The sequence below is a fragment of the Verrucomicrobiota bacterium genome (genome assembly GCA_037139415.1).
Lineage (GTDB): Bacteria > Verrucomicrobiota > Verrucomicrobiia > Limisphaerales > Fontisphaeraceae > JBAXGN01.
In genome coordinates this window covers 23,655-44,375 of the sequence record JBAXGN010000027.1, presented here as the reverse complement: position 1 = coordinate 44,375, position 20,721 = coordinate 23,655, and the positions used below count along the sequence as shown (strand labels likewise).

Sequence of the window (20,721 nt, the reverse complement as noted above, 5' to 3'; positions counted from 1 at the left end):
TATATGGCCAAACCACCTTTCATTGAATTAAGCCGTACGGATCGTCTGCCGATTCTTTACGAGGATCGCGCCGTAATGGCGGTGGATAAACCGCGCGGCTGGATGCTGGTGCCGTTCACCTGGCAGCGCACGAACCGCAATTTGCAGGCCGCGATTGCTTCCTCCATCGCGGCCGGGCATTTCTGGGCACGCTCCCGCAACCTGAAATTCCTCCGTCACATTCACCGGCTCGACGCGGATACGACCGGCATCCTCTTGTTTGCCAAGAGCCAAGGGGCGCTGGAAACGTTTAGCGATATGTTTGAATCGCGGCGCATGGAGAAGCGTTATCTTGCCGTGGTGTGCGGCGTCCCGCGCGAGGCGGAGTGGATCTGCCGTCAGGCGCTGGCGCCGGATCCCGCTGAAGTAGGGCGCATGAAAATTGATGCGGGCGGTAAATCGGCGGAGACGCATTTCCGGGTGTTGCAAGCGAAACCCGGTTCGGCCCCCACTGCTTTGGTTGAGGCCCGCCCGGTGACTGGTCGCACGCACCAAATCCGCGTGCATTTGATGAGTGGCGGGCTGCCGGTGGTGGGCGACCCGATTTACGGGGCCGGATCATCTGCCGTGCCATTGGGATTGCGGGCGGTGGAGTTGATGTTCACCAATCCGTTCACGCGACGTTTGGTGCGCATTGAAGCGCCAGCGGCGGAGTTTTTGCGGCAATATGGATTTGAGTCGGGAAATATTCCGGCTTGAGTTTGGCGCGATTCCAGGCACAATTCTTCAAGAATATGAAAAACATTTCCACTGGACGCTTTCTGTTTCTGCTCGCGGCGGCAGCCGGTCTCGGCTGCCTGACTTTCGGATGCTCTCAATCGAAGGGCCCTGCCAAACCACGGATTGCCCTGATCATGAAATCTCTTTCCAACGAGTTTTTCATGACGATGGAAAACGGCGCGCGGGCGCATCAGAAACAGCACGACGCGGAATACGAGCTGATTGCCAACGGCATCAAGGATGACATGGATGTGGCCCGTCAGATTGACATTGTGGAGCAGATGATTGCCCAGCGCGTGGATGCCATCGTGATTGCGCCGGCGGATTCCAAGGCGCTGGTGATGACCTGCCAGAAAGCGCAGGCCGCCGGCATCCCGGTGGTGAACATTGATAACAAGCTGGACCCCGGGGTGCTGGCGGATAAGGGCGTGAAGGTGCCATTTGTGGGGCCGGATAACCGCAAGGGCGCCCGGCAGGTGGGCGATTATTTGGCCAAGCGGCTGCAGGCCGGGGACAAGGTGGCCATCATCGAAGGCATGCCGAGCGCGTATAATGCCGTCACGCGCAAGCAGGGATTGGAAGATGCCATGAAAGCGGCCAAGGTGAACATCGTGAGTTCGCAATCCGGCTTTTGGGAAACGGACAAAGCCAATGCAATTGCGGCGGCGGTGATCACGGAGCATCCGGACATCAAAGCCATCCTGTGCGCCAATGACAGCATGGCGCTGGGCGCGGTGGCGGCGCTGCGCTCGGCCAACAAGCTGGATAAAGTGCTGGTGATCGGCTATGACAATATTTCCGCCGTGCAGCAATTGTTGAAGGAAGGAAAAATTCTGGCGACTGCCGATCAGCACGCGGATCAACTTGCGGTCTTCGGCATTCAATACGCGTTGGACATGATCAAGACCAAAGGCGCGCCGCAGGATCGCGAGACGCCGGTGGATTTGGTCACGCTGGAACCGCTGAAGAAGTAACCCGCCATCACTGCGCCAACCCGAATGCCCGAATCTCCGGCATTGCTCCACGTTACCGGTATTGAAAAGGCCTATGCCACGCCGGTGTTGACGGGGGTGAATTTCGCGCTGCGCCGGGGCGAGGTGCATGCGTTGATCGGCGAGAACGGGGCGGGCAAAAGCACGCTGGCCCGCATCCTTGCCGGGCTGACCCAACCGGATGCCGGAACCATGCAGGTAAACGGGCGGCCGCATGCGCCGCGCAGCCGTCATGAGGCCGAGCAGCAGGGGGTGCGCATGGTCATGCAGGAGTTGAACCTGGTGGGCACGCTGACGGTCGCCGAGAATATTTTTTTGGAGGAGATGCCCAACCGGTTCGGGTGGATTGATTATGGCCGGATGAATTCCCGGACTGCTGAATTGTTGCAGACGGTTGGCCTTTCCCACGTGGACCCCGGCGAGCCGGTCGGGCGGTTGGGCATCGGCCAGCAGCAGTTGGTGGAGATTGCCGCCGGGATTTCCCGGCGCTGCGAGGTGTTGATCCTGGACGAGCCGACGGCGGCGTTGACGGACCCGGAAGTGGAGCGGCTGTTCGCGCAGATCAATCGTTTGAAGGCGCAAGGAGCCGGCATCATTTATATCTCCCATCGCCTGGAGGAACTGCGGCTGATCGCCGACCGCATCACGGTGCTGCGCGATGGCCGGATGGTGGGCACGCACCAGACCGGCGCTGTTTCGCTGGATGAGCTGGTGCGTCTCATGGTGGGACGCGAATTGGGGGAGGTTATTCAACCGGCTGAGTCAAAACCCGGTCCCGTGGCGTTGCGAGTCCAGGGGCTGTGTCGCGGCAACAAAGTGCGGGAGGTTTCCTTTGAAGCGCGCCAAGGGGAAATCCTGGGCTTTGCCGGCTTGATGGGTGCGGGACGCACCGAAACCATGCGCCTTATTTTTGGCGCTGACCAAGCGGATGCGGGGGAAATATTTTTGCATGGTTCTGATACACCCGCCCGCATCCGGTCACCCCAGGATGCCGTGCGGCAGGGTATCGCGCTGCTCACGGAGGATCGCAAAGAGCAGGGGGCATTTCTGCCGTTGCCCATCCGCGCCAATCTCAGCATCACGGCGCTGGACCTCGTCAGCCGGCTGCGATGCTGGATTGAGCCCAGCCGCGAACATGGCGCAGCCGTGGAGTGGAGTGAAAAACTGCGGGTGCGCTGTCATTCCGTGGAACAGCGCATTGTCGAATTGAGCGGCGGCAACCAGCAAAAGGTGATCATTGGAAAATGGCTGTTCCGCAACTGCGATATTCTGATTTTCGACGAGCCCACCCGGGGTATTGATGTGGGAGCCCGGTTTGAAATATACCAACTGCTGATTGAATTGGCCCGCAACGGCAAGGCGGTGATCGTGGTATCGTCTGATCTCAAGGAATTGCTGGCCTTGTGCGACCGGTTGCTGGTCATGTCCGCCGGAAAAATTGCCGCCGGTTTCACGCGCGGCGAATGGACGCAGGACAAGATCATGGCCGCCGCCCTGAGCGGTCATCTGGACAAACAACGACTATGAACGAGAAGCTTTCCACTATGGCACCCACGCCCACGCGCCCGTCGCGCGCCGCCGATTTGCGGCGGGTGATGGCGGATTATCTGGGCATGTTACTGGCTCTGGGGGCGCTGATTCTGGTATTCAGTCTTCAGGCCCAACATTTTTTCAGCGCGACCACTTTTCAGACCATCGCGAACCAAATACCCGCCGCGATTATCATGGCCACCGGGACGACCTTCGTGTTGATCATTGCCGGGGTGGATTTATCCATCGGTTCCGTGCTCGGTTTCAGCGGCGCGGTGTTGGGCGTGTGCATGAAACAATATAACTGGCCGTTGGGCGCGGCCATTCTCGCTGCCCTGGGGACCGGGCTGGCTTGCGGCGCATTCAACGGGCTGGTGTCCATCCGCTGGGGCCTGCCATCGTTTATTGTTACCTTGGGCATGCTGGAGATCGCGCGGGGCGGGGCTCACCTGGTCACGCATTCGCAAACACAATACATCGGGTCGGCCATTGAAGGCATCGCCGGAACGCATGTCCTGGGGCTATCCCTGCCGTTCCTGCTGGCGACGGCCATTGTCATCGCGGGGCAGTTGGTGTTGTCGCGGACCGTCTTTGGGCGCTACATGATTGCCATCGGGACCAACGAAGAAGCGGTGCGGTTATCGGGCATTGACCCTCGCCCGGTCAAATTGGCCGTCTTCCTGATCAGCGGCGTTCTGGTGGCCGTGGCAGCGATCATTGACACGTCGCGATTCCAATCCGCCAATCCGAATGCCGGAGCAGGTTTTGAGCTGCAGGCCATTGCGGCGGCGGTGATTGGTGGCACCAGCCTGATGGGCGGACGCGGGTCGGTGGTGCGGACCTTTTTCGGGGTGCTGATCATTGCTGTGCTCAATAACGGCTTGGCATCGGTGGGGGTGAAGGATGAAACAAAACGGCTGATCACCGGGGTGGTGATCGTGGCGGCAGTGATCCTGGACCAATACCGGCAGCGCTTGGGCAAAGGCGCCGGGAAAAGTTGAAGCCACGAAGCCACGGGCGAGTCATAAGCAATGGTTGCACGGGATATCCATGCATGTTAGACGTTAGCCTAGTCGTTGTCTGGTTAATTAGAAATTACGTATGTCAACTGTAACCGCATCTGAGGCCAAGACTCGCTTTGGTGAGTTGTTGAATCGCGTTGCCAAAGGTGAGGCGGTCGTCATTACCCGTTATGAAAAAACGGTTGCCCGGATGATCCCAGAAGGAGGGCAAAGCCTGGAAGATATTCGCAAGACGGTGGCTGGCCTCCAAGCACTGCAAGAATTGATCCGCACCCGGGCCAAGGGAAGAACAAAACTGTCTGATGCGGAAGTTCGCTCGGCCACCGAGGAAGGGCGTCTATGACGCTGCCTACCTTGAGCTGGCGCTTCGCCGCAAGCTTATTCCAAATCGCTATCAAGATGAGACTAATTCGCTGGTCTTTTGAGCTGCTGGCTTCGTTGCTCGCTCGTTACAGACCGCTGCGGGTATGCGCCTCGCTCGCGTCTCGCCAGCCGCTCAAAATCCTGCGCGCCTTAGTCTCATCTTGAAAGCTCATTGGAATTACTTTGGGCTGCAAGGACGGCCCGCTTCGGGAAGCCGCCAGTAAATGCCGCGTGCCGCTCTGGCGCTGAAGCACACAGAGGGCACGGAGATTGGAACCTCGCCAGTTACTTCCGCAGTCCGGGCGGCACTGGGGCGTAGAATTTAATGGCCATGCCCTCCGGCGTGGAACTGAACGCATAAACGCTCAGGTCGAAATATTTCTCCACTTTGGAGAAATCCGGCAGCAAGGAAAGATCCAGCCATTCCTTGAACTTCTTGCTGTCGTCCTGCATGCCCAATCGCCCGCCAATGGGCGAATTACTTACGGCATCTTCGATGGCTTTCGGATTTTTGGTCAGGGTGCCAAAGAGCATCTTCATGCTTTCCTTCTGGTTTTCGAAACCAAACAGGCCGGAATTCATGCCGCCGACTTTTTGCGCCGCTTCCGCCAGGCGCGGGTTTTCCCGCCAGGCTTTGCGGTCACCGGGGCCGCGCAGGAATTCTTCGAACATGGCGTTGTTGTTGCCCAACGCGAGGTATTCCTTGCTGCTGCTCAGGCTGAAACCGTCGCCCGCCGGAGCATCCGCCTTGCCGTTCTTGTTGCGCGGAGCCGGGGCTGGTACTGTATAGACCTTCCGGCCCAAAAATTCGCGTTCTTTCACCTGCCCACGGTTGCCTTTGCCCAGCATCAGGAGGAATTGCAGATTGGACACCAGTTGCTCACTACTGGGGGAACCCAACAGCAGGACAAACGGCGGCATGCCCAGCCCCTCGAGGGTGGCCGCAGCATCTTTGCGCGAGTAATAGATTACGTCATCGCCCAGTTGGTTGAGGATCGCTTTGATCATGTCGCCGATGGGGTTTTGCGGTTGGCCCTGCCCTTGCGGGGGAGGCGTCACGGCATCCACAAACTCTTTGATTCTCTGAAAATCCAAGCGATACCGCACAAAATTAACGATGTCTGCGGAGATAAACGCGGGCGGACTGCAGTCCTTGGGAGCAGGGGACAGGATTTTGAACAGGCCCTTGCGGTCGGCCTCCGGAATGCCCAAGTGCCAGACCATCTGGCCGCCGTCACCCTCATCCTTGAGATTGAAAGCCAACGACTTTAATCCGGTCAAGCCCATCATTTCCAACTGCGCTTTGGGGTCTGGCTTACCGCGCCGGTTGGGCTGGTTATCGGCCGCAGCGGCACCCGCTTCGATCAGGGTTTTCAGGTTGACCCAGCCAAAGAAAAGCGAGTTGCGGAGCATGGCGCGGTCGGGGGCGCCGAAGGCGGCATTTTCCGTGAGGGCCGGCGCGGCACCCCCGGTTTGCCGGATCATCAACTTCTCAATGTCTTTGGCGTTGGTGCCCACCAGCAGCAGGGAATCGGATTGGCCGACGATCAATTCCACTTTTTCTTTGCCTTTGTCCTTCTCTGCGGCTGGCTTGCGAGGTTTCTTGGCCGGTTTGTTGTCGGTGGACTCCCAGCCTTCGCTGGGGTCGGGAAACACTTTTTCAAACAGATTTTTGACATCCTCGCCGGCAATGATGAAGGTGACGAATTCGGCATCGCGGATTTTGTCGGTTTTAATTTGCTTGCCGGAATCCACCCACTTCTTCTTCAGATCGGCCAAAATTTTCTTGAGCTGGTCGCTCTTACTGCCGGTATCCATGACCATTAGGAAACCGGGGTCGCCTGATTCCGGGCCGGTTTTGCCGGGCACCCAGGTGCCGCGGGTGACCGCCAAGGAGAACTGCCCTTGGGCCAGGCCGGTGTAATCTGAAAACTTGATCCCCAGTTCTTTTTCCAATGGGGTGGTCACATTTTTTTGGAACGCGGCGGTAAAGTGGTCCAGAAAGGGCCTCATGGCCGCGTCTTGCCAGAGGGCGGCTTGGGGGGCGTTGGAGAAGTGATGGGCGGTGCGGGCATAGTCGGGTATGGCAAAGACCGCCATGGTGTCCTCCGGCAGCAGGTTCTCCGGCGCGGGCGTTTGGGCAGCAGGCAGGCCAGCGGCACAGGCCAGCAGACCGGTTAAGATGAGTAGTGTTTTCATAGTGGAATTACATGTTATCTTAGCAAACGTGCGCTTACTAAAGCCCATTTATCGGGCTTATGCCAGTAGAATTTTTCCGTATTTTGGTAATGCGGGAAAACCGTATTTTCACTTTTTATGGTTTTTTGTTTGACCAAGGTGTTTTTTTTCAGTAACCAACTCTCATATCAATTAACGCAATTGCGCTTGTTGAGTCGCCAATGGAGTAGTTTCGTTGCGCGGCCGGTGGTATGTTGTTAAATGCTTAAGGCAAAGTCATTTTTGGCGGTTGACTGCGGGGCGAACACCCTGAAGGTCGCTGAATTTGAGCCGAACGAGTCCGGTGGACTGCGGCTCAAGCAGTATGCTTTTCGTTCTTTGGGACAAGAGGGAGCCCAAGAGGCGACGCGCGAATCCGCCACGGTCAAGGCACTGCAAGCGGTCTTGGGGGAGAAGCCATTCAGCTCCAAAATGGTGAATGTTTGCGCGCCGGGCTTCCACGTATTTTCCAAGTTTGTCAAGCTGCCCCCGGTGGACGAAGCCAAGGTCACCCAGATTATTCAATACGAAGCCCAACAGAATGTCCCGTTCCCGCTCGAGGAAGTGGTGTGGGATTACCAGATTCTGGGGGCTACCAATTCGGGCGATCTGGAAGTGTTGCTGGTCGCCATTAAAACGGATGTCGTTGAGGGATTGTTTCGCAGCACGGAAAGCTCCGGCCTGCGGCTCAACCTTGTGGAAGTGTCGGCGGCGGCGCTATGCAATGCGTTTCGCTTTAATTACGGGGATCTGGAAGGCTGTACCATGCTGCTGGACATTGGGGCCAGAACCAGCAGTCTGCTGTTCTTCGAGAAAGGAAAAGTCTTTTCGCGCAGCATCAATATTGGCGCCAACACCATCACCCAGGATTTTGCGACGGAATTCAGACTTTCCTTTGACGACGCTGAACGGATCAAAGCGGAGAAGGGGTTTGTAAGTCTGGGTGGCGCTTATGAAGAGCCGGATGATGCGCAGGCGGCGGCGATTTCCAAGATCGCCCGCCAGATCATGACCCGCTTGCACATCCAGGTGAACGCGACGATTCAAAACTATCGCGGCCAACAGGCCGGTTCGCCCCCGTTGCGCTTGTTCCTTTCCGGCGGGGCGTCCATCATGCCGTTTACGGCCCAGTTTTTTGCCGAAAAACTGAATATTCCGGTCGAATATTTCAATCCGTTGCGCAACGTGGATCGCGATCCGGGATTGAATTTGGAGGAGTTGGCCAAAGTGGCGCATTCCATGGGGGAACTGGTTGGTTTGGGGTTGCGCACGCTGGCGCATTGCCCGGTGGAGTTGAACTTGATGCCAAAGACTTCGGTCAAGTTTCAAGAATTCAACCAAAAGAAACCGTTTTTCTTATCCACGATTTTCAGCTTGGTGTTGGTGGTGTTCGCGTACGGTTTTTTGCAGCAGAAACTGGTCGAGGAAAAGCGCCGTTCGCTTGATGATTTACAGGCCACCCGTTCGCCGCTGGAGGCTAGCAAAACGACCCTCCAAAACGAGCTGCGGCGCCTGAAGGAAATCATGTCCGACGCGGACGCCATGCGCGTGGTGCTTAGTGAACGGCGAATCTGGCATGAAATTTTGCCCGTGTTGCGCGAGTGCCTGATGGCCACTGAGGAAGAAGCGCGCAAGGAATTGGAAGTGGATACCGGCATTTGGATTGATACCCTGACCACCGAACTGCCTTCTGACCATGCAGCAGCGGCGGCGGCAGTGGCGGCAGAAGGGGCGGTGGCGACTGACCCGGGGGATTTGCGTCCGACCAAGAAACGACGCGGCCAAGCTGCGGTGGATCCGGCGGTCACGGCGGCAGCCTCCGACCAACTCATCACCCATTTGACGCTGAAAGTGCGTTCGATTGACATGACCAGCATCAAGCCGGAGGGTAACAACACCATGGCCTTTGAGTTGCTCAAGCAGTTGCAATCGCATCCCTGGTTGTTTGATACCAATGAACCCAACGCCACCGGATTCAAGGGCAGCATTAATCTCGAAGGGCCAACCTTTACCGCTGAGATTGTCGTGAAACTGAAAACCCCCATAACCTTATAGCCCTATGTTGTGGATCAAACGCAATCTCCTGTTTGTCGTTGGCTTGCTGGTCGCCGTGGGTTTGCTCGCGTTTGCCATCGTGCGGCTGTTGGGCACCATGGATCAGGATAAGCAGGTGCGCGACGGACTGGAGGAGGAGTGGGGGCAGTTGGCCAATTTGTATCGGGAAAATCCTTTTCCGGATACCGCCAATATCGGTTTGGTGCGGCAAGATCAAAAGCGGCTGCGGCAGTTTGTGCAACAGGCCCGGGATTGTTATCAGCCCATACCGCCAATCCATTATGCCAGCCAGCAAGGTTTCAAGACTGAATTGGAACGGTTGGTGTACCAGCTTAACGCGATTGCCAAATCGAATAAAATCGCCCTGCCAACCAACTATTACTATTCCTTCCAGGCGCAGCGTACGTTGATTAAATTCGCGCCGGGAAGTCTGGAGCCAATATCCCGGCAAATGGCGCATATTCAGCGCATTTGTGCCATCCTGTATGATGCCAAAATCCAACAATTGGAGTCCGTCCAGCGCGCCCGGATATCCGATGATGATACTGAAGCGGGCGATCTTATCCAGCAAACCATCCAGACCAATGCGGTGGCGGTGGTGACGCCGTACCGCGTCAATTTCAGGTGTTTTAGCAGCGAGCTGGCGGCCGTGGTGGATGGCCTGGTCAATTCACCAAACGGTTTTGTCATTAAAACCATTGATTTGATACCGGGATCGGAGGGCGTGCCGCAAATGCCGGCGCCCAGTACTCCACCGCCAGGCGCGATGGACCCTGGCCAGCCCGCGCCTCCGGCAGCGATGGACCCCGGCCAGCCGGCGCCTGCTCCAGTGTTGCCGCCGGTGCGTTTGCAACCGTATCGCCGGACGCCTGGTGGCGGTCGGGCCAGCCGTTTTCCAACGCCACCGGTAGTTGCTCCGCCGACTCCCGGCGCGGCTCCCACAGCACCTGTGACAGCGGTGCCGGGCAAGGTGGATGCCGGCGGCTTGAAAACGTTGTTAAATGAAAGAGCCTTCCGCGTTTCAATTCTGTTGAACGTGGTCTCGATGCGGCAAGGAAGCAAATAGCGCATGGAATTTCTCAAACGACATTACGAGAAAATCATCCTCAGCGTGGTGCTGATCGGCTTGGCGGCCGCTGTGGCGATGCTGCCCATGAAGATTCGCGAGGAGAAAGAGTATTTGACCCAGAAGAAATCCACGATCTCGGACAAGCCCATCAAGTATGTGCCACTGGATCATTCTTCGTATGACAAAGCTCTGGCACGTGCCACGAATAATACGCCGGTGGTGTTGAACGGCGGCGTTTCCGGTCATAACACCTTCAACCCGGTGCTGTGGCAGGTCAAGGAGGATGGCACCTTGATCAAAATTGTCTCGCCGGAGGAAAGCATTGGTTTGAAGAAGCTTGAATTGGTGAGTATTAAACCGTTGAACTACGTGGTCGCGTTTGAAAAAGTCTCCGGGTTCTCCTATGTGATGACCGTGTTTAATGAGGCCAAACCGAAGATTTCCAAACGCACGTGTTACCTCTCCAAGGCGTCGCCCAAGGTCACCGGAATGTTCTCGCTGGTGGAGGTCAAGGGAGAATCCCAGAATCCGGAGGCGCTGGTGATCGAGATGGCTGATACCAAAGAGCAGGCCACCATCACCACCAACCAGCCGTTTAAACGCGTGGAAATGTATGTCGCGGATATGCGATACGACTTGGAGAAAAGGGAGTTCAAACAGCAGAAAAAAGGCGATAAAATCGGTTTCGCGGGGGATATATTTAAAATTGTGGACATCAAGGCCGATGAAGTGGTATTCTTCGCCGAATCATCTGGTAAAACTGTGAGTGTGAAGTTGAAAGCGGCGGCGCAATGACGCGGCCGATTTTTGTTTTATGTCAGTGGATGAAGGAAAAATGAATTTGAGTTGCATGAAAAAAACATTATCTACCGTGGTTCTGGGTTGCCTGATTGGGCTGGCTGGCGCGTGGCCGATATTGGCTCAACAAAATCCGGTTCCGATTGCCGAGGAACAGGCCCTGCGCGTTCAGGAAAAAAATATTCTGATGCGCAAACATTTGGCAGATGCCCAAGCGGCGGCCGCCAAGAACGATTATAGCGAAGCGGCGAAAATTTACCTGAACGCCCTGACTCTGGCCCGGGAAATCGGGCCTTCGGCGGATTTGGAGTATCAGCGCATCGTGGACGGGTTGGTTCAGGCGCGCATCAAATTGGCGCGCAATTTCCTCGAGTATGCGCGTTACAATGACGCCCAGATCCAGGTGAGCAACGCGCTGGTGGTTGCCCCCAAGCATCCCCAAGCGGTGGCATTCAAGAAAGACCTGGACCGCGTCGTCGCGGAAAACAAGCGGTTTTCCCCCACGGCGGAGACACTGGAAGTCGAAACGCCGCGTTATCTTAAGATGCGCGAAAAAGTGGATGGATTGGTCCAGGATGGCAAATATCTCTATGAAATGGGGCGCATGGACGAGGCCGAAATCAAATTAAAGCAGGCCACCAAAGATGATCCGGAAAACAAAGCGGCATTCTATTATTTACGATTGGTCTCCGAGGCGAAGTTCGCCCGGGCTTCCCGCAACCGGGAAAACGATAGTGCCCGCGGATTTGTGGACGTCGAAGAAAGATGGTTGCGCCCGGTCAAAAATGAAACCCTCCCGCAGCCTAACGCGTATGCGCGCAGCACGCTGGTGCATACGAGCAAGGGCCGTCAGGCGATCAAGGACAAGTTGGATCGCATTACCATGAATGAGGTGTTTTTTCCGGGTGTTACGCTGGTGGATGTGGTGAAAACCCTTTCTGAGGAAGCCAAAAAGCGGGATCCGGACAAGCGTGGTATCAACTTCCTGTTAAATGCCAACGTGGACCCAGTGGGGGCGGGTGGCCGTCCGGCGGCAGCGGCAATTGATCCCAATACCGGCCAACCCGTGGCAGCACCGGCGGCCCCGGCCGGGGAGGATGTGAATATCAACGAAATCCAGATCAAAGTGGACCCCGCCATGTCGGATATGCGTTTGGCGGATGTGCTGGATGTCATCGTCAAGGTTTCCAAACCGCGTCTCAAGTTTTCGATCGAAGATTATGCGGTGGTTTTCTCGCTGCAGTCGCCCGAGCCGGAAACGTTGTACACCCGCGTGTTCAAAGTGGACGCCAATACCTTCATGCAAGGGTTGCAAAATGTGGAGTCCGCAGATTTCGGGTCGGGCGGTAGCAGTGGTGGCGGTGGTGGTAATGGTGGTGGTGGTGGCAACCGTGGTGGTGGTGGTGGCAACCGTGGCGGTGGTGGTGGGCAGGGCGGTAATCAGGGTGGTGGTGGTGGTGGTGGTGGTGGCACCACTTACGCTGAGGTTTCCATCGCAGGCGGTGGCGGTAACCGTGGTGGTGGCGGTGGTGGTCGCGGTGGCCAAGGTGGTCAGGGTGGCGGTGGCGGTGGCCAAGGTGGTGGCATTCGCTGGTTGACCCAAACCAATTCGATGGCGCAGGGCGAAGGGGTTCGCGCTTTCTTCCAAGCCCATGGTGTGGTTATTGCCGAGCCGAAGGCCTTTTTTTGGAATGATCGTAGCGGGTTATTAATGGTCCGGGCCAGCTTGCAGGACTTGGAGATTGTTGAGCAGGCGATTGAGGTGTTAAATCGTGCGCCGCAACAGCTTACCATTGAGGCGCGGATCGCGGAATTCACCCAGGAAGACAGTCGTGCCTTGGGTTTTGATTGGTGGCTTGGCAACATGAGTTTGCAACATGGCAAAATGGATGTCTCGGGGGGCTCGATGGCTTCCTTACTTCCAGCGGCGGGTAGTTCCGCCGGGGTTGCCGGGGGCAATGGACTTTTCCCCGGCCCTGGTCCAGCAGGTACCAGTACTGGTGGCCCGGGCGCGCAATCGCCAGCGTCCACCGACAATTACTTGACCAGCGCGTTAACTCCCGTGGGAACCCCCTTGGCCACCATTACCGGGATTATGACGGATCCCCAATTTCGGATGGTGATTCGTGCCATTGAAAATCGTGGCGGCGTGGATTTGCTGGCTTGTCCAAAAATTACCACGCTGAGTGGACGGCAGGCGCAAATCAAAGCAGTGGACATCAAGTACGTGGTGACCGATTTGTCCTTGGACCAAACGGCCACGGGTGGCGGTGGCAACGGTGGGGGTCTTGGTGGCAACGGTGGAGGCGGCGCAATTGGCTCCTTATCCCAGCCGACCACGGAGCCCATGGAATTCGGTCCGGTATTGGACGTTGTTCCCTATGTTTCTGCCGATGGTTACACCATTCAACTCACGTTGATTCCTACCTTGAAAGAGTTTCTTGGTTACGATGATCCGGGCGCCTTTGTTGCCCAGATTCAGTCGGCCACTTCGGGAGGCTCTTCCTCGCCGTTGATTTCGCCCACGCCGTTGCCCAAGTTCCGCCTGCGCCAATTGGCGACCAGCGTGGTCGTCTGGGACGGGCAGACCGTCGTACTCGGCGGACTGATTTCTGAAGACGTGACGAAGGTCAAAGATAAAGTGCCCGTCATCGGTGACTTGCCGCTCTTAGGTCGTTTGTTCCGCAATGAATCCACTAGGAGTACAAAGAAGAATCTGGCCATATTTGTCACCCCAACCTTGATTGATCCGGCGGGGAATCGCCTGCATAGCGAGGATGAGATGCCGTTTGCCGTCTCGACCGTGCCGGTTCAAAAACCGGTCACTCCAGCCACGCCATAAACGGGAAATCTTATTCACGCCCCGCACCCAACCCTGCGGGGCGTTTTCTTTTCCTCCCATGAGTATTCCAACTACTTCCGGTCGCTTGCTATTGGTGGACGCCCATGCGCTGGCATACCGGTCGTTTTATGGCATTCGCAACCTCAAGTCCGCCGGTGGCATGCCCACCAATGCGATCTACGGATTTATCAAGGCGTTAGACCGGATGCGGGCAGCCTTGTCGCCCACTCATTGGATGGTGATTTGGGATGGCGGCCTCGCGGCTGAACGCCTTGCCGCCTTGCCGGAGTACAAAGCCCAGCGCCCGCCAATGCCTGACGATTTACGCCAGCAATTGGATGGCATCAACGAGTATTTGGATGCGGCTGGGATTGTGCATCATTGTGAGGCTGGCGAGGAAGCGGATGATCGGATTGCGACGGTGACGCGGCTGGCGGGAGAGGCAGGGCTGGCAGTGGTCATTGCCAGCCCGGATAAGGACTTCCTGCAATTGGTCGCGGACCAGGTGGGCGTGTGGAGTCCGAATGATAAATCAGGCGTGGTCTGGGGCCGGGAACAGGTGGTTCACAAAACCGGGGTTCCGCCCGAGCAAATCGTGGATTGGCTGAGCTTGGTTGGGGATGCGGTGGATAACATCCCGGGAGTGCCGGGGGTGGGGCCAAAAACCGCTGCCGAGTTACTGTGTCAATACGGGAAACTGGAGGCACTTTATGCCACCGGCGGCGGAGCCTTTCCGGACAAACTGCGGGCGTCCTTGTCATCCTCCCGAGAGTTGGTTTTCCGCAACCGCCAATTGGTGCGCCTAAACCAGGATTTACCCGGGGAGGTGGATTGGCGGAAATGTATGGTGCATCCGCCTGATACCGAGGCGTTGCAGAGGTTATTTGAGCGTTGGGATTTTAAGAGCATGAGCGGACCGCCGAAGCCGCTTCAGGCAACCCAGGCGGAACTTTTTTCAGGATAATCGGCACCTGGGCATTTTTTTTAAGAAACCGTTTTACAAACCAACAATGTTTTGGTAGATTGGCTTGAACAATATGTCAGCGCTAATAACCGTCTGTAAACGGCTTGTGATAACGAGCCTGGCGATGGGCTACGCCTTCCTTGTGGAGGCGCAGCCAACTTTTGTGCCATCGGGCCAGGAGTATTCCATCGTGGGCAGCAAGTTGGGTGATCAAACCTCTCCAAGCGTGGCGCTTCGCAGTCAAGGTGGCTACCTGGTTTGGGAAGACAATGGCACCGGTGGCGCCTTGCGGGCCATCCTGATTCGTCCGCTGGACGCGAATTTTGCCGCAACCTACACCAATTATTTAGTCAATAACAAAGCGGCAGGCGGGGAGAATGGCAAACCGCAGGTGGTGTTGCTTAAGAACGGGAACGCGATGGTGGTTTGGCAGAATAACCGCAAAAAGAATTGGGACATTTACGCCCGCGTTTTTTCCACGAACCGCACCTTTGTGACGGCGGAAATCCAAGTAAACACCTACGCTGCCGACGACCAGCGGGAGCCGGTGGCGGCCTGCCTCGCGGATGGCAACGTGGTGATCCTTTGGAGAAGCTTCAAGCAGGATGGCCGGCTGTACGGCGTCTATGGCCAGTTGCTGTCCCCCACGGGACGGAAAATCGGCAAGGAATTTCGCGTCAATGGCGCGACGGATTGTAACCAGCGCTCCGCCGCAGTGGCGGCCTTGCCCAATGGACAGTTTGTGGTGGTGTGGGTTGCCGAAGGGAGGCGCTGGAACACAGCGACTACCACCAGTGTGGATATTTATGGCTGCATTATGGGCACCAACGGGGTGCGGTTGAGCGCGGAATTCCTGGTAAATTCCGGCACGAATCTTTGTGCCAACCCCAGCGTCGGCGCGCTGGCTAATGGTGGCCTGTTGGTGGCGTGGAGCCAAAAAGCCAAGGTGGTCACCAATAGCGCAATTGTGGTTGCGGAAAATAGCTGGGATATCTTCGCCCGCGGGTTCTCCGCCACGGCGGCGCCGGTGGGCCCCGCGTCCTTGGTAAATACGTTTGTGTATGGGGATCAATATTTTCCCCGGGTTTCCACGTTGGGCAACGAGGCGTTGGTGCTCTGGACCAGTCAGGGGCAGGATGGTTCGCGCGAGGGTGTGTTTGGCCGCTTGCTCAATCCCGTCGCGGCGCCGGATAGCGATGAATTTCGTGTCAATACCACGACGGTGGCCTCGCAAATCCAGCCTGTGGCCACCTCGGATGGGCAATCCCGCTTTTTGGCGGTGTGGTCCAGTTTCACCGGCTTGAACACCAGTTTTGATTTGTTCGCCCAAACGTACCAGCTTGCCGGTGTGCCATTGCGTGCGCCCGCTTTGGCGGCGGCTTCCACGCCGGCGGCCAGCCAGCCTGAAACCGTGGGCATGGATATCGTGCAACCATCGGCGAACAGTCTGCAATTGGCGTGGCCGGCCATCCCGGGCACCCGCTACCAGCTACAATGCAGCCGGGACATGAAAACCTGGCTGGCCATGGGCGATGCGCGTGTGGCGGCGGGAGCCAATGACGCGGTTTTGGTGGAGAAACCCGCCGGGCAAATGTTCTTCCGAATCATCCGGTTACCTTAAGGAATTAATATGTTACGATTTTTTTCTCTGAGTTTGACTTTGGCACTGCTGTTGGGGTCCGCGCGGCCAGCGCGGGCGTTTTCGCTGCTGGGCCTGCTGGAAACCTGGCAGGTGCCGCTCATCGGGTATAACTATTTGAACACCGATATCGGCGGGCCCAAGGTGCTGTACGAAGGGTACCGCTGGAGCGTGCCGTATGTGTACTACGGCTTTGATCCGTCGTTTATGATGTACTTTGGCACGGACGGGGTCAAGGCGGTGGATGAAGCGTTCCGAATCCTGAACGCTCTGCCGCCGGTTTCCAAGTGGAGCGCGGATTTGAGCGAGTTTCCGCTTTCCTCCACGCATGTCAATTACCAGGCGCAATCGCTGGGGGTGTATGATCTTAAGTCGGCGACTTTGGGTATGCTGATCGAGGCGATGGGTTTGGCGGAATCGGTGCGCTACACGTTTTGTTTGCGTGATCGCAAGACGATCGCCGGCTCCAATCCGACAGCCTACGACTATTACGTCATCATGCGCAATTATGATCCGGTCACTTGGGAGCCGTCCAAGTATGTAAATGGCGTTTTGTACAGCTATGCGGTGAATGAGTACATTTTGCCCATCGTGTATGCGGATGCCGACGAATACATGGTGGAACCGCTGGACATTGAGAAGGGATCGGTGGCCAACTTCACATGGTACAGCGGCAACAGCGCTAATGGCGGAGGGTTGGGGCTCGGGCAGTTTTATAGCGGCATTACTCGGGATGATGCCGGCGGGCTGCGGCATTTGTACAGCCGCCAGAACGTCGTGGGCGAAGGTTTGATTGCCGGCGCGTCCAATGCGCTGGCCTTTGCCGAAGGCAATGGCGGCTATACGATGTATTTTGGCAATGTGACAAATAATGTCAATCAATCGACCACCAATTCGTGGTGGGGCGGCAGTGTTTTCATGCCCAATGGATACCGCGCCGGGCTGGAAAAAATCAACTTTATAAAATTCAATTGGAATGCGGGCACCAATATCTCGCCAATCTGGACGGACCGCGTGGCCAGCAATGCCTACAGTCGCATGATCAGCCAGCAATGCCGGCGCCGCTTGGGGACGCCGGATATTCTCTTCACGGCGACGGATTTGGGGATGATGGCGAATGGCGCCGTGCCCGTCACCATGCAGCGCACGGATGAAGCGCGGTTTCAGGACAATCACGCCATGAATGGAGTGACCGTGCGGGCCGGCCCTGGAGTAGTCGTGCCGCCCCTTGTCATCCAATATTCGGTATTGTACCCTGGGTATGAAAGCACTTCCTATTTTAACACGGAGGCGGACGCGTTTAAAAGTCTGGTGTGGGGCACGTTCGACGGCACCACCAACGCGCCCATTATCATGCCTCGGATCATCTCCGTTCAGGATTTGGTGCGGAGAGTATATAATCCGTAGTGGTTAACTTTTATCGCAGCAATAATAAGTAATTTTATGAAACGCATTCTCTCCTGGCTCTGGACGATGACAGCGACGGTTTCGCTGGTGGCGGCAACCAAGTATCAGCCGGCGGCCATTTATGTGAACCAAGCGAACCTGGACACCACGGTCGGCATCGGTGCGACCGTGCCGCCGCAGGTGGACGCCACCGTGTTTGTGAACCAGGCGCTGTTCAGTGTCAGCGACAGCTTGGTGTACGAGACGCAAAACACGCGCTTTTATACCAATGAGGCCAGCGGCCTCATGTTTGGCTATCCTGGTTTTAATTTCATGTACAAGCCGTATAATCCCAAAGCCCTCAATAATGTGCGGTTGCCGGCGAGTTGGGTGGTCAATCGCGGGGATATTTATAGTTCGACCCATTTTTTTATCAATGCCACGAATGTGGTGAACCGTGGCATCCTGAGTGTCGGCCAGGCGGGAATGTTGCAGTTGCTCGGGAAGAATGTGGATTTGAGTTTCAGCGGACTGCGTGCCGGGCTTAACCCCGCCGCCGCAATCACAAGTGGCGGGGACGGACTGAATATGGATTATGTTCGAAGCTACTTCAACGTGAACGGCGTGACGGACTATTACTGGGCGTCCGGTACCAACAACGCGCAAATCACCAACGCCGCCCGACAGTTGCGCTTGGGGCAGGCCATCATTAATAATTTCGATACGCCGTACACCATGTCTCCCCAGCATCAAGTGCTCTACAGTAACCGTGGCATTCCCCTTTGGGCCACGGTACCGGCCGTAAACTATGGTGGTTACACGGCCTACGTATATCAGAATTATCTCGGGGTGGGGGACCAACCGGTCACGCATGTGGTCTATTTGCCCACGAATTTACCGCCGGAGTTGGTGGTGGATGTCCGTTTTGCCCAGGATTATCTGGCTGGGGGTGTCGGTGGAACCATGCCAATTGTGCGCATTGGCGTTACCAATTATGATAATGTACTGCAACGCGTAGTGACCAATTCGCTCTTTTTGATGGACCATTCCACCGTCATGACCAATTCTGCGACCTATCGCAATTGGCAGGGCACCACCCGCCGGCCGCAGGCATTTGAACTTACTGATGCCACCTATTACTATGGCCAAGTCTTTGATTTCTTTGATCCGGCGGATGCCGCGTTGTCCGGCGCGAATTTTGATAGTCGCATTCTGTTTCCGCGCGGTGCCTCAAATGTGATAAATACCACCTATAATGCGTATTCAGCCTTGATCGGTGATACGGGTACGATTGGATCGAACGTGAGCAATTCCCCCGGGCGCATTGAAATCGTCGCCGACCAGCTCAATGCCAACCAGACCCGTATGCGCGCGGAGCAGTTTATCAGCCTAACCACCACCAATTTGGTGAGTAACGTATTGCCGGACATGGATGCGCCGGTCATAAATTTTGACATCACTACGACCAATTCGTTGTTGCTGGTTTCCAATTTCGTGCGGCCCTCCATTAGCCGCTTGGCAGGTCAGGTTTGGATGTATAGCACCGTCTGGACCAACGCCTCGATGATCGCACCTGCCGTCGCCACCAATGAAATGATTCATGTGTTGATTGTGGATGTCAGCATGCTTCTGAACCAGCAAATCAAGATCGACCGACTGAAGCTTCATGCGAAGAATATTGATATTCATGACACGTTGAATGTGAATACCTCTTTGTTGCTGGATGCGGATGGCCTGCGCTTTTCCAGCAATCTGCCGGTGAACGCCTCGCTGACGCTGCCCACCCAATTGAGTTGGGCTCCGACCAATTTTCCACGCTTGTTCCACTTGACCAACGAGGGAAACATTCTGCTCTCCACCAATACGACCGCCTTTTTCTATTCCCAGGTCATGACCAATACGAACAGCGCCTTCCTGCAGTTGGCGGCCCGGCGGCCCACCGTCAACCGTGGCTTGCTCACCAACCAAGTGACTGTGCCGTATCTGGATTTGATTAATCGTGGCACGATTATTGGGGGTACCCATCTGGTCTATGCCAGCAACCTTTTCAACTCCGGCAACTGGACGGCGGCGGCGGGGACGATTGATTTCAACGCTCAAAATGCGTTGTTTACCGGCGGCCTGTTGTGGGCCAGCTCGGATATTCAATATCGCGGTCGCGTCTGGCAGTTGTATAATTCCACGGTGCAGGCGGGCCAAGGACTGAGAGGGGCCTTGGTATTCAGTGTTACCAATCAGTTATCGGATACCGGGCCAGCCGCGAATAATTCATGGCAGTGCTCGGATGGCTTCCGCATGTACGTCAAGCCGGTGCTCGGGGATTTGTTGGGGACAAAGATTCTCACCCAAGCCAGGCAGGATTCGGAGGCGGTCCATATCTGGGCGGGCCAAGACCGTGGCAATACGGCAGCGGGATATTCCAACAACGTTGCGCTGGGGCATTTGGTGCTCGACGGCGGGCTGCGGGGACGGTTCACGTTCCGCGGGCTGAACGTCCGCAACGCGCTTTATGTGGATAACCTCGAATTTGTCAATGGTGCCACAAATTGGATGACGCCTGGCGCGCTGGCCAACTTGGCCATTGATCCAAACCTGACCATCTATTTTGCCACGGCCAATGTGCCGCCGACCAAGCTCAATGGAAAACTGGGCGGACGGCTGAAGTGGGCTTCGGCGTACGCGGGTCCGGCTAGTGGTACGAACATCTTCGGCACGTTGCGAAATTATTACGTGGCCACCGATCCGTATTTTGATTCCAACGGCAACGGGATTCCCAATTTTCTGGAGTTGCAAGCCGGCAAAGACCCGTGGGACATTCAGCGCAACATCGTTTATAGTGGGACCACGGTGACGCTTTCATGGACCGCCGCTTCCAACGCGGTCTGTCAGGTGTTATATACCACTAACTTGACGACTGGCACTTGGCCGGCCTTGACCAATTTCACGGCCACAGTTAGCGGGCGGCAATCGGTGGTGGATGCGGTCCACACGCCGCCCCGGTATTATCAAATCAACGTGGTGGCGCCATTGCCATAAATGGATGGCTTTGGCTGAGAATGAACCGTGTGCGTATGCCTCGAATTGT

14 protein-coding genes are annotated in these 20,721 nt (G+C 56.4%); 13 read left to right on the top strand and 1 reads right to left on the bottom strand.

What is annotated here, in order from left to right; translation table 11 throughout:
• The first annotated feature begins 3 nt into the window (after positions 1 to 3).
• From WCO56_06885 to WCO56_06865, 5 genes are all read left to right on the top strand, one after another.
• Positions 4 to 738, top strand: a complete 735-nt coding sequence (locus WCO56_06885) for an RluA family pseudouridine synthase (protein MEI7729278.1) — start codon at positions 4 to 6, stop codon at positions 736 to 738.
• 35 nt (positions 739 to 773) lie between these two features.
• Complete coding sequence (locus WCO56_06880) at positions 774 to 1,733, top strand: sugar ABC transporter substrate-binding protein (protein MEI7729277.1); 960 nt, start codon at positions 774 to 776, stop codon at positions 1,731 to 1,733.
• 24 nt (positions 1,734 to 1,757) lie between these two features.
• Entirely contained in the window at positions 1,758 to 3,278 is a 1,521-nt protein-coding gene (locus WCO56_06875; protein ID MEI7729276.1) for a sugar ABC transporter ATP-binding protein, read from the top strand.
• Positions 3,275 to 4,282 (top strand): ABC transporter permease, encoded by a 1,008-nt coding sequence (locus tag WCO56_06870; GenBank protein MEI7729275.1) that lies wholly within the window; start codon positions 3,275 to 3,277, stop codon positions 4,280 to 4,282. Before WCO56_06875 ends, WCO56_06870 begins: the two co-directional genes overlap by 4 nt.
• A 100-nt stretch (positions 4,283 to 4,382) precedes the next feature.
• Complete coding sequence (locus WCO56_06865; protein ID MEI7729274.1) at positions 4,383 to 4,646, top strand: type II toxin-antitoxin system prevent-host-death family antitoxin; 264 nt, start codon at positions 4,383 to 4,385, stop codon at positions 4,644 to 4,646.
• A 305-nt stretch (positions 4,647 to 4,951) separates the two neighbouring features.
• Here WCO56_06865 and WCO56_06860 read toward each other — a convergent pair whose 3' ends face one another.
• Entirely contained in the window at positions 4,952 to 6,865 is a 1,914-nt protein-coding gene (locus tag WCO56_06860; protein MEI7729273.1) for a hypothetical protein, read from the bottom strand.
• 261 nt (positions 6,866 to 7,126) lie between these two features.
• Here WCO56_06860 and pilM point away from each other — a divergent pair, with 261 nt between their 5' ends.
• The 8 genes from pilM (at position 7,127) to WCO56_06820 (ending at position 20,672) form a co-directional block, all read left to right on the top strand.
• The gene (gene pilM, locus WCO56_06855) at positions 7,127 to 8,938 is read left to right on the top strand and encodes a type IV pilus assembly protein PilM (protein ID MEI7729272.1); all 1,812 of its coding nucleotides are present in this window, start codon (positions 7,127 to 7,129) and stop codon (positions 8,936 to 8,938) included.
• A gap of 4 nt (positions 8,939 to 8,942) precedes the next feature.
• The gene (locus tag WCO56_06850; protein MEI7729271.1) at positions 8,943 to 10,004 is read left to right on the top strand and encodes an Amuc_1100 family pilus-like protein; all 1,062 of its coding nucleotides are present in this window, start codon (positions 8,943 to 8,945) and stop codon (positions 10,002 to 10,004) included.
• Between the two features lie 3 nt (positions 10,005 to 10,007).
• On the top strand, positions 10,008 to 10,802 hold the full coding sequence (locus tag WCO56_06845) for a hypothetical protein (GenBank protein ID MEI7729270.1): 795 nt from the start codon (positions 10,008 to 10,010) through the stop codon (positions 10,800 to 10,802).
• A gap of 55 nt (positions 10,803 to 10,857) precedes the next feature.
• Positions 10,858 to 13,647, top strand: a complete 2,790-nt coding sequence (locus WCO56_06840) for a hypothetical protein (protein MEI7729269.1) — start codon at positions 10,858 to 10,860, stop codon at positions 13,645 to 13,647.
• 58 nt (positions 13,648 to 13,705) lie between these two features.
• Positions 13,706 to 14,611 carry a 5'-3' exonuclease H3TH domain-containing protein gene (locus tag WCO56_06835; protein MEI7729268.1) on the top strand — a complete coding sequence of 302 codons (906 nt, stop codon included), beginning with the start codon at positions 13,706 to 13,708 and terminating at the stop codon, positions 14,609 to 14,611.
• Between the two features lie 106 nt (positions 14,612 to 14,717).
• Entirely contained in the window at positions 14,718 to 16,232 is a 1,515-nt protein-coding gene (locus tag WCO56_06830) for a hypothetical protein (protein ID MEI7729267.1), read from the top strand.
• A gap of 9 nt (positions 16,233 to 16,241) precedes the next feature.
• Positions 16,242 to 17,657 carry a hypothetical protein gene (locus WCO56_06825; GenBank protein MEI7729266.1) on the top strand — a complete coding sequence of 472 codons (1,416 nt, stop codon included), beginning with the start codon at positions 16,242 to 16,244 and terminating at the stop codon, positions 17,655 to 17,657.
• 36 nt (positions 17,658 to 17,693) lie between these two features.
• A complete protein-coding gene (locus tag WCO56_06820) occupies positions 17,694 to 20,672 on the top strand; it encodes a hypothetical protein (GenBank protein MEI7729265.1) in 2,979 nt (992 codons plus the stop codon).
• Positions 20,673 to 20,721: the final 49 nt, after the last annotated feature.

Excerpts from the sequence above, each read along its gene's own strand:
- WCO56_06840 (MEI7729269.1), top strand. The coding sequence starts at position 10,858 with ATGAAAAAAACATTATCTACCGTGGTTCTGGGTTGCCTGATTGGGCTG.
- WCO56_06820 (MEI7729265.1), top strand. The coding sequence starts at position 17,694 with ATGAAACGCATTCTCTCCTGGCTCTGGACGATGACAGCGACGGTTTCG.
- WCO56_06825 (MEI7729266.1), top strand. The coding sequence starts at position 16,242 with ATGTTACGATTTTTTTCTCTGAGTTTGACTTTGGCACTGCTGTTGGGG.
- WCO56_06865 (MEI7729274.1), top strand. The coding sequence starts at position 4,383 with ATGTCAACTGTAACCGCATCTGAGGCCAAGACTCGCTTTGGTGAGTTG.
- WCO56_06845 (MEI7729270.1), top strand. The coding sequence starts at position 10,008 with ATGGAATTTCTCAAACGACATTACGAGAAAATCATCCTCAGCGTGGTG.
- WCO56_06860 (MEI7729273.1), bottom strand. The coding sequence starts at position 6,865 with ATGAAAACACTACTCATCTTAACCGGTCTGCTGGCCTGTGCCGCTGGC.
- WCO56_06885 (MEI7729278.1), top strand. The coding sequence starts at position 4 with ATGGCCAAACCACCTTTCATTGAATTAAGCCGTACGGATCGTCTGCCG.
- WCO56_06880 (MEI7729277.1), top strand. The coding sequence starts at position 774 with ATGAAAAACATTTCCACTGGACGCTTTCTGTTTCTGCTCGCGGCGGCA.
- WCO56_06870 (MEI7729275.1), top strand. The coding sequence starts at position 3,275 with ATGAACGAGAAGCTTTCCACTATGGCACCCACGCCCACGCGCCCGTCG.
- WCO56_06850 (MEI7729271.1), top strand. The coding sequence starts at position 8,943 with ATGTTGTGGATCAAACGCAATCTCCTGTTTGTCGTTGGCTTGCTGGTC.
- WCO56_06835 (MEI7729268.1), top strand. The coding sequence starts at position 13,706 with ATGAGTATTCCAACTACTTCCGGTCGCTTGCTATTGGTGGACGCCCAT.
- WCO56_06875 (MEI7729276.1), top strand. The coding sequence starts at position 1,758 with ATGCCCGAATCTCCGGCATTGCTCCACGTTACCGGTATTGAAAAGGCC.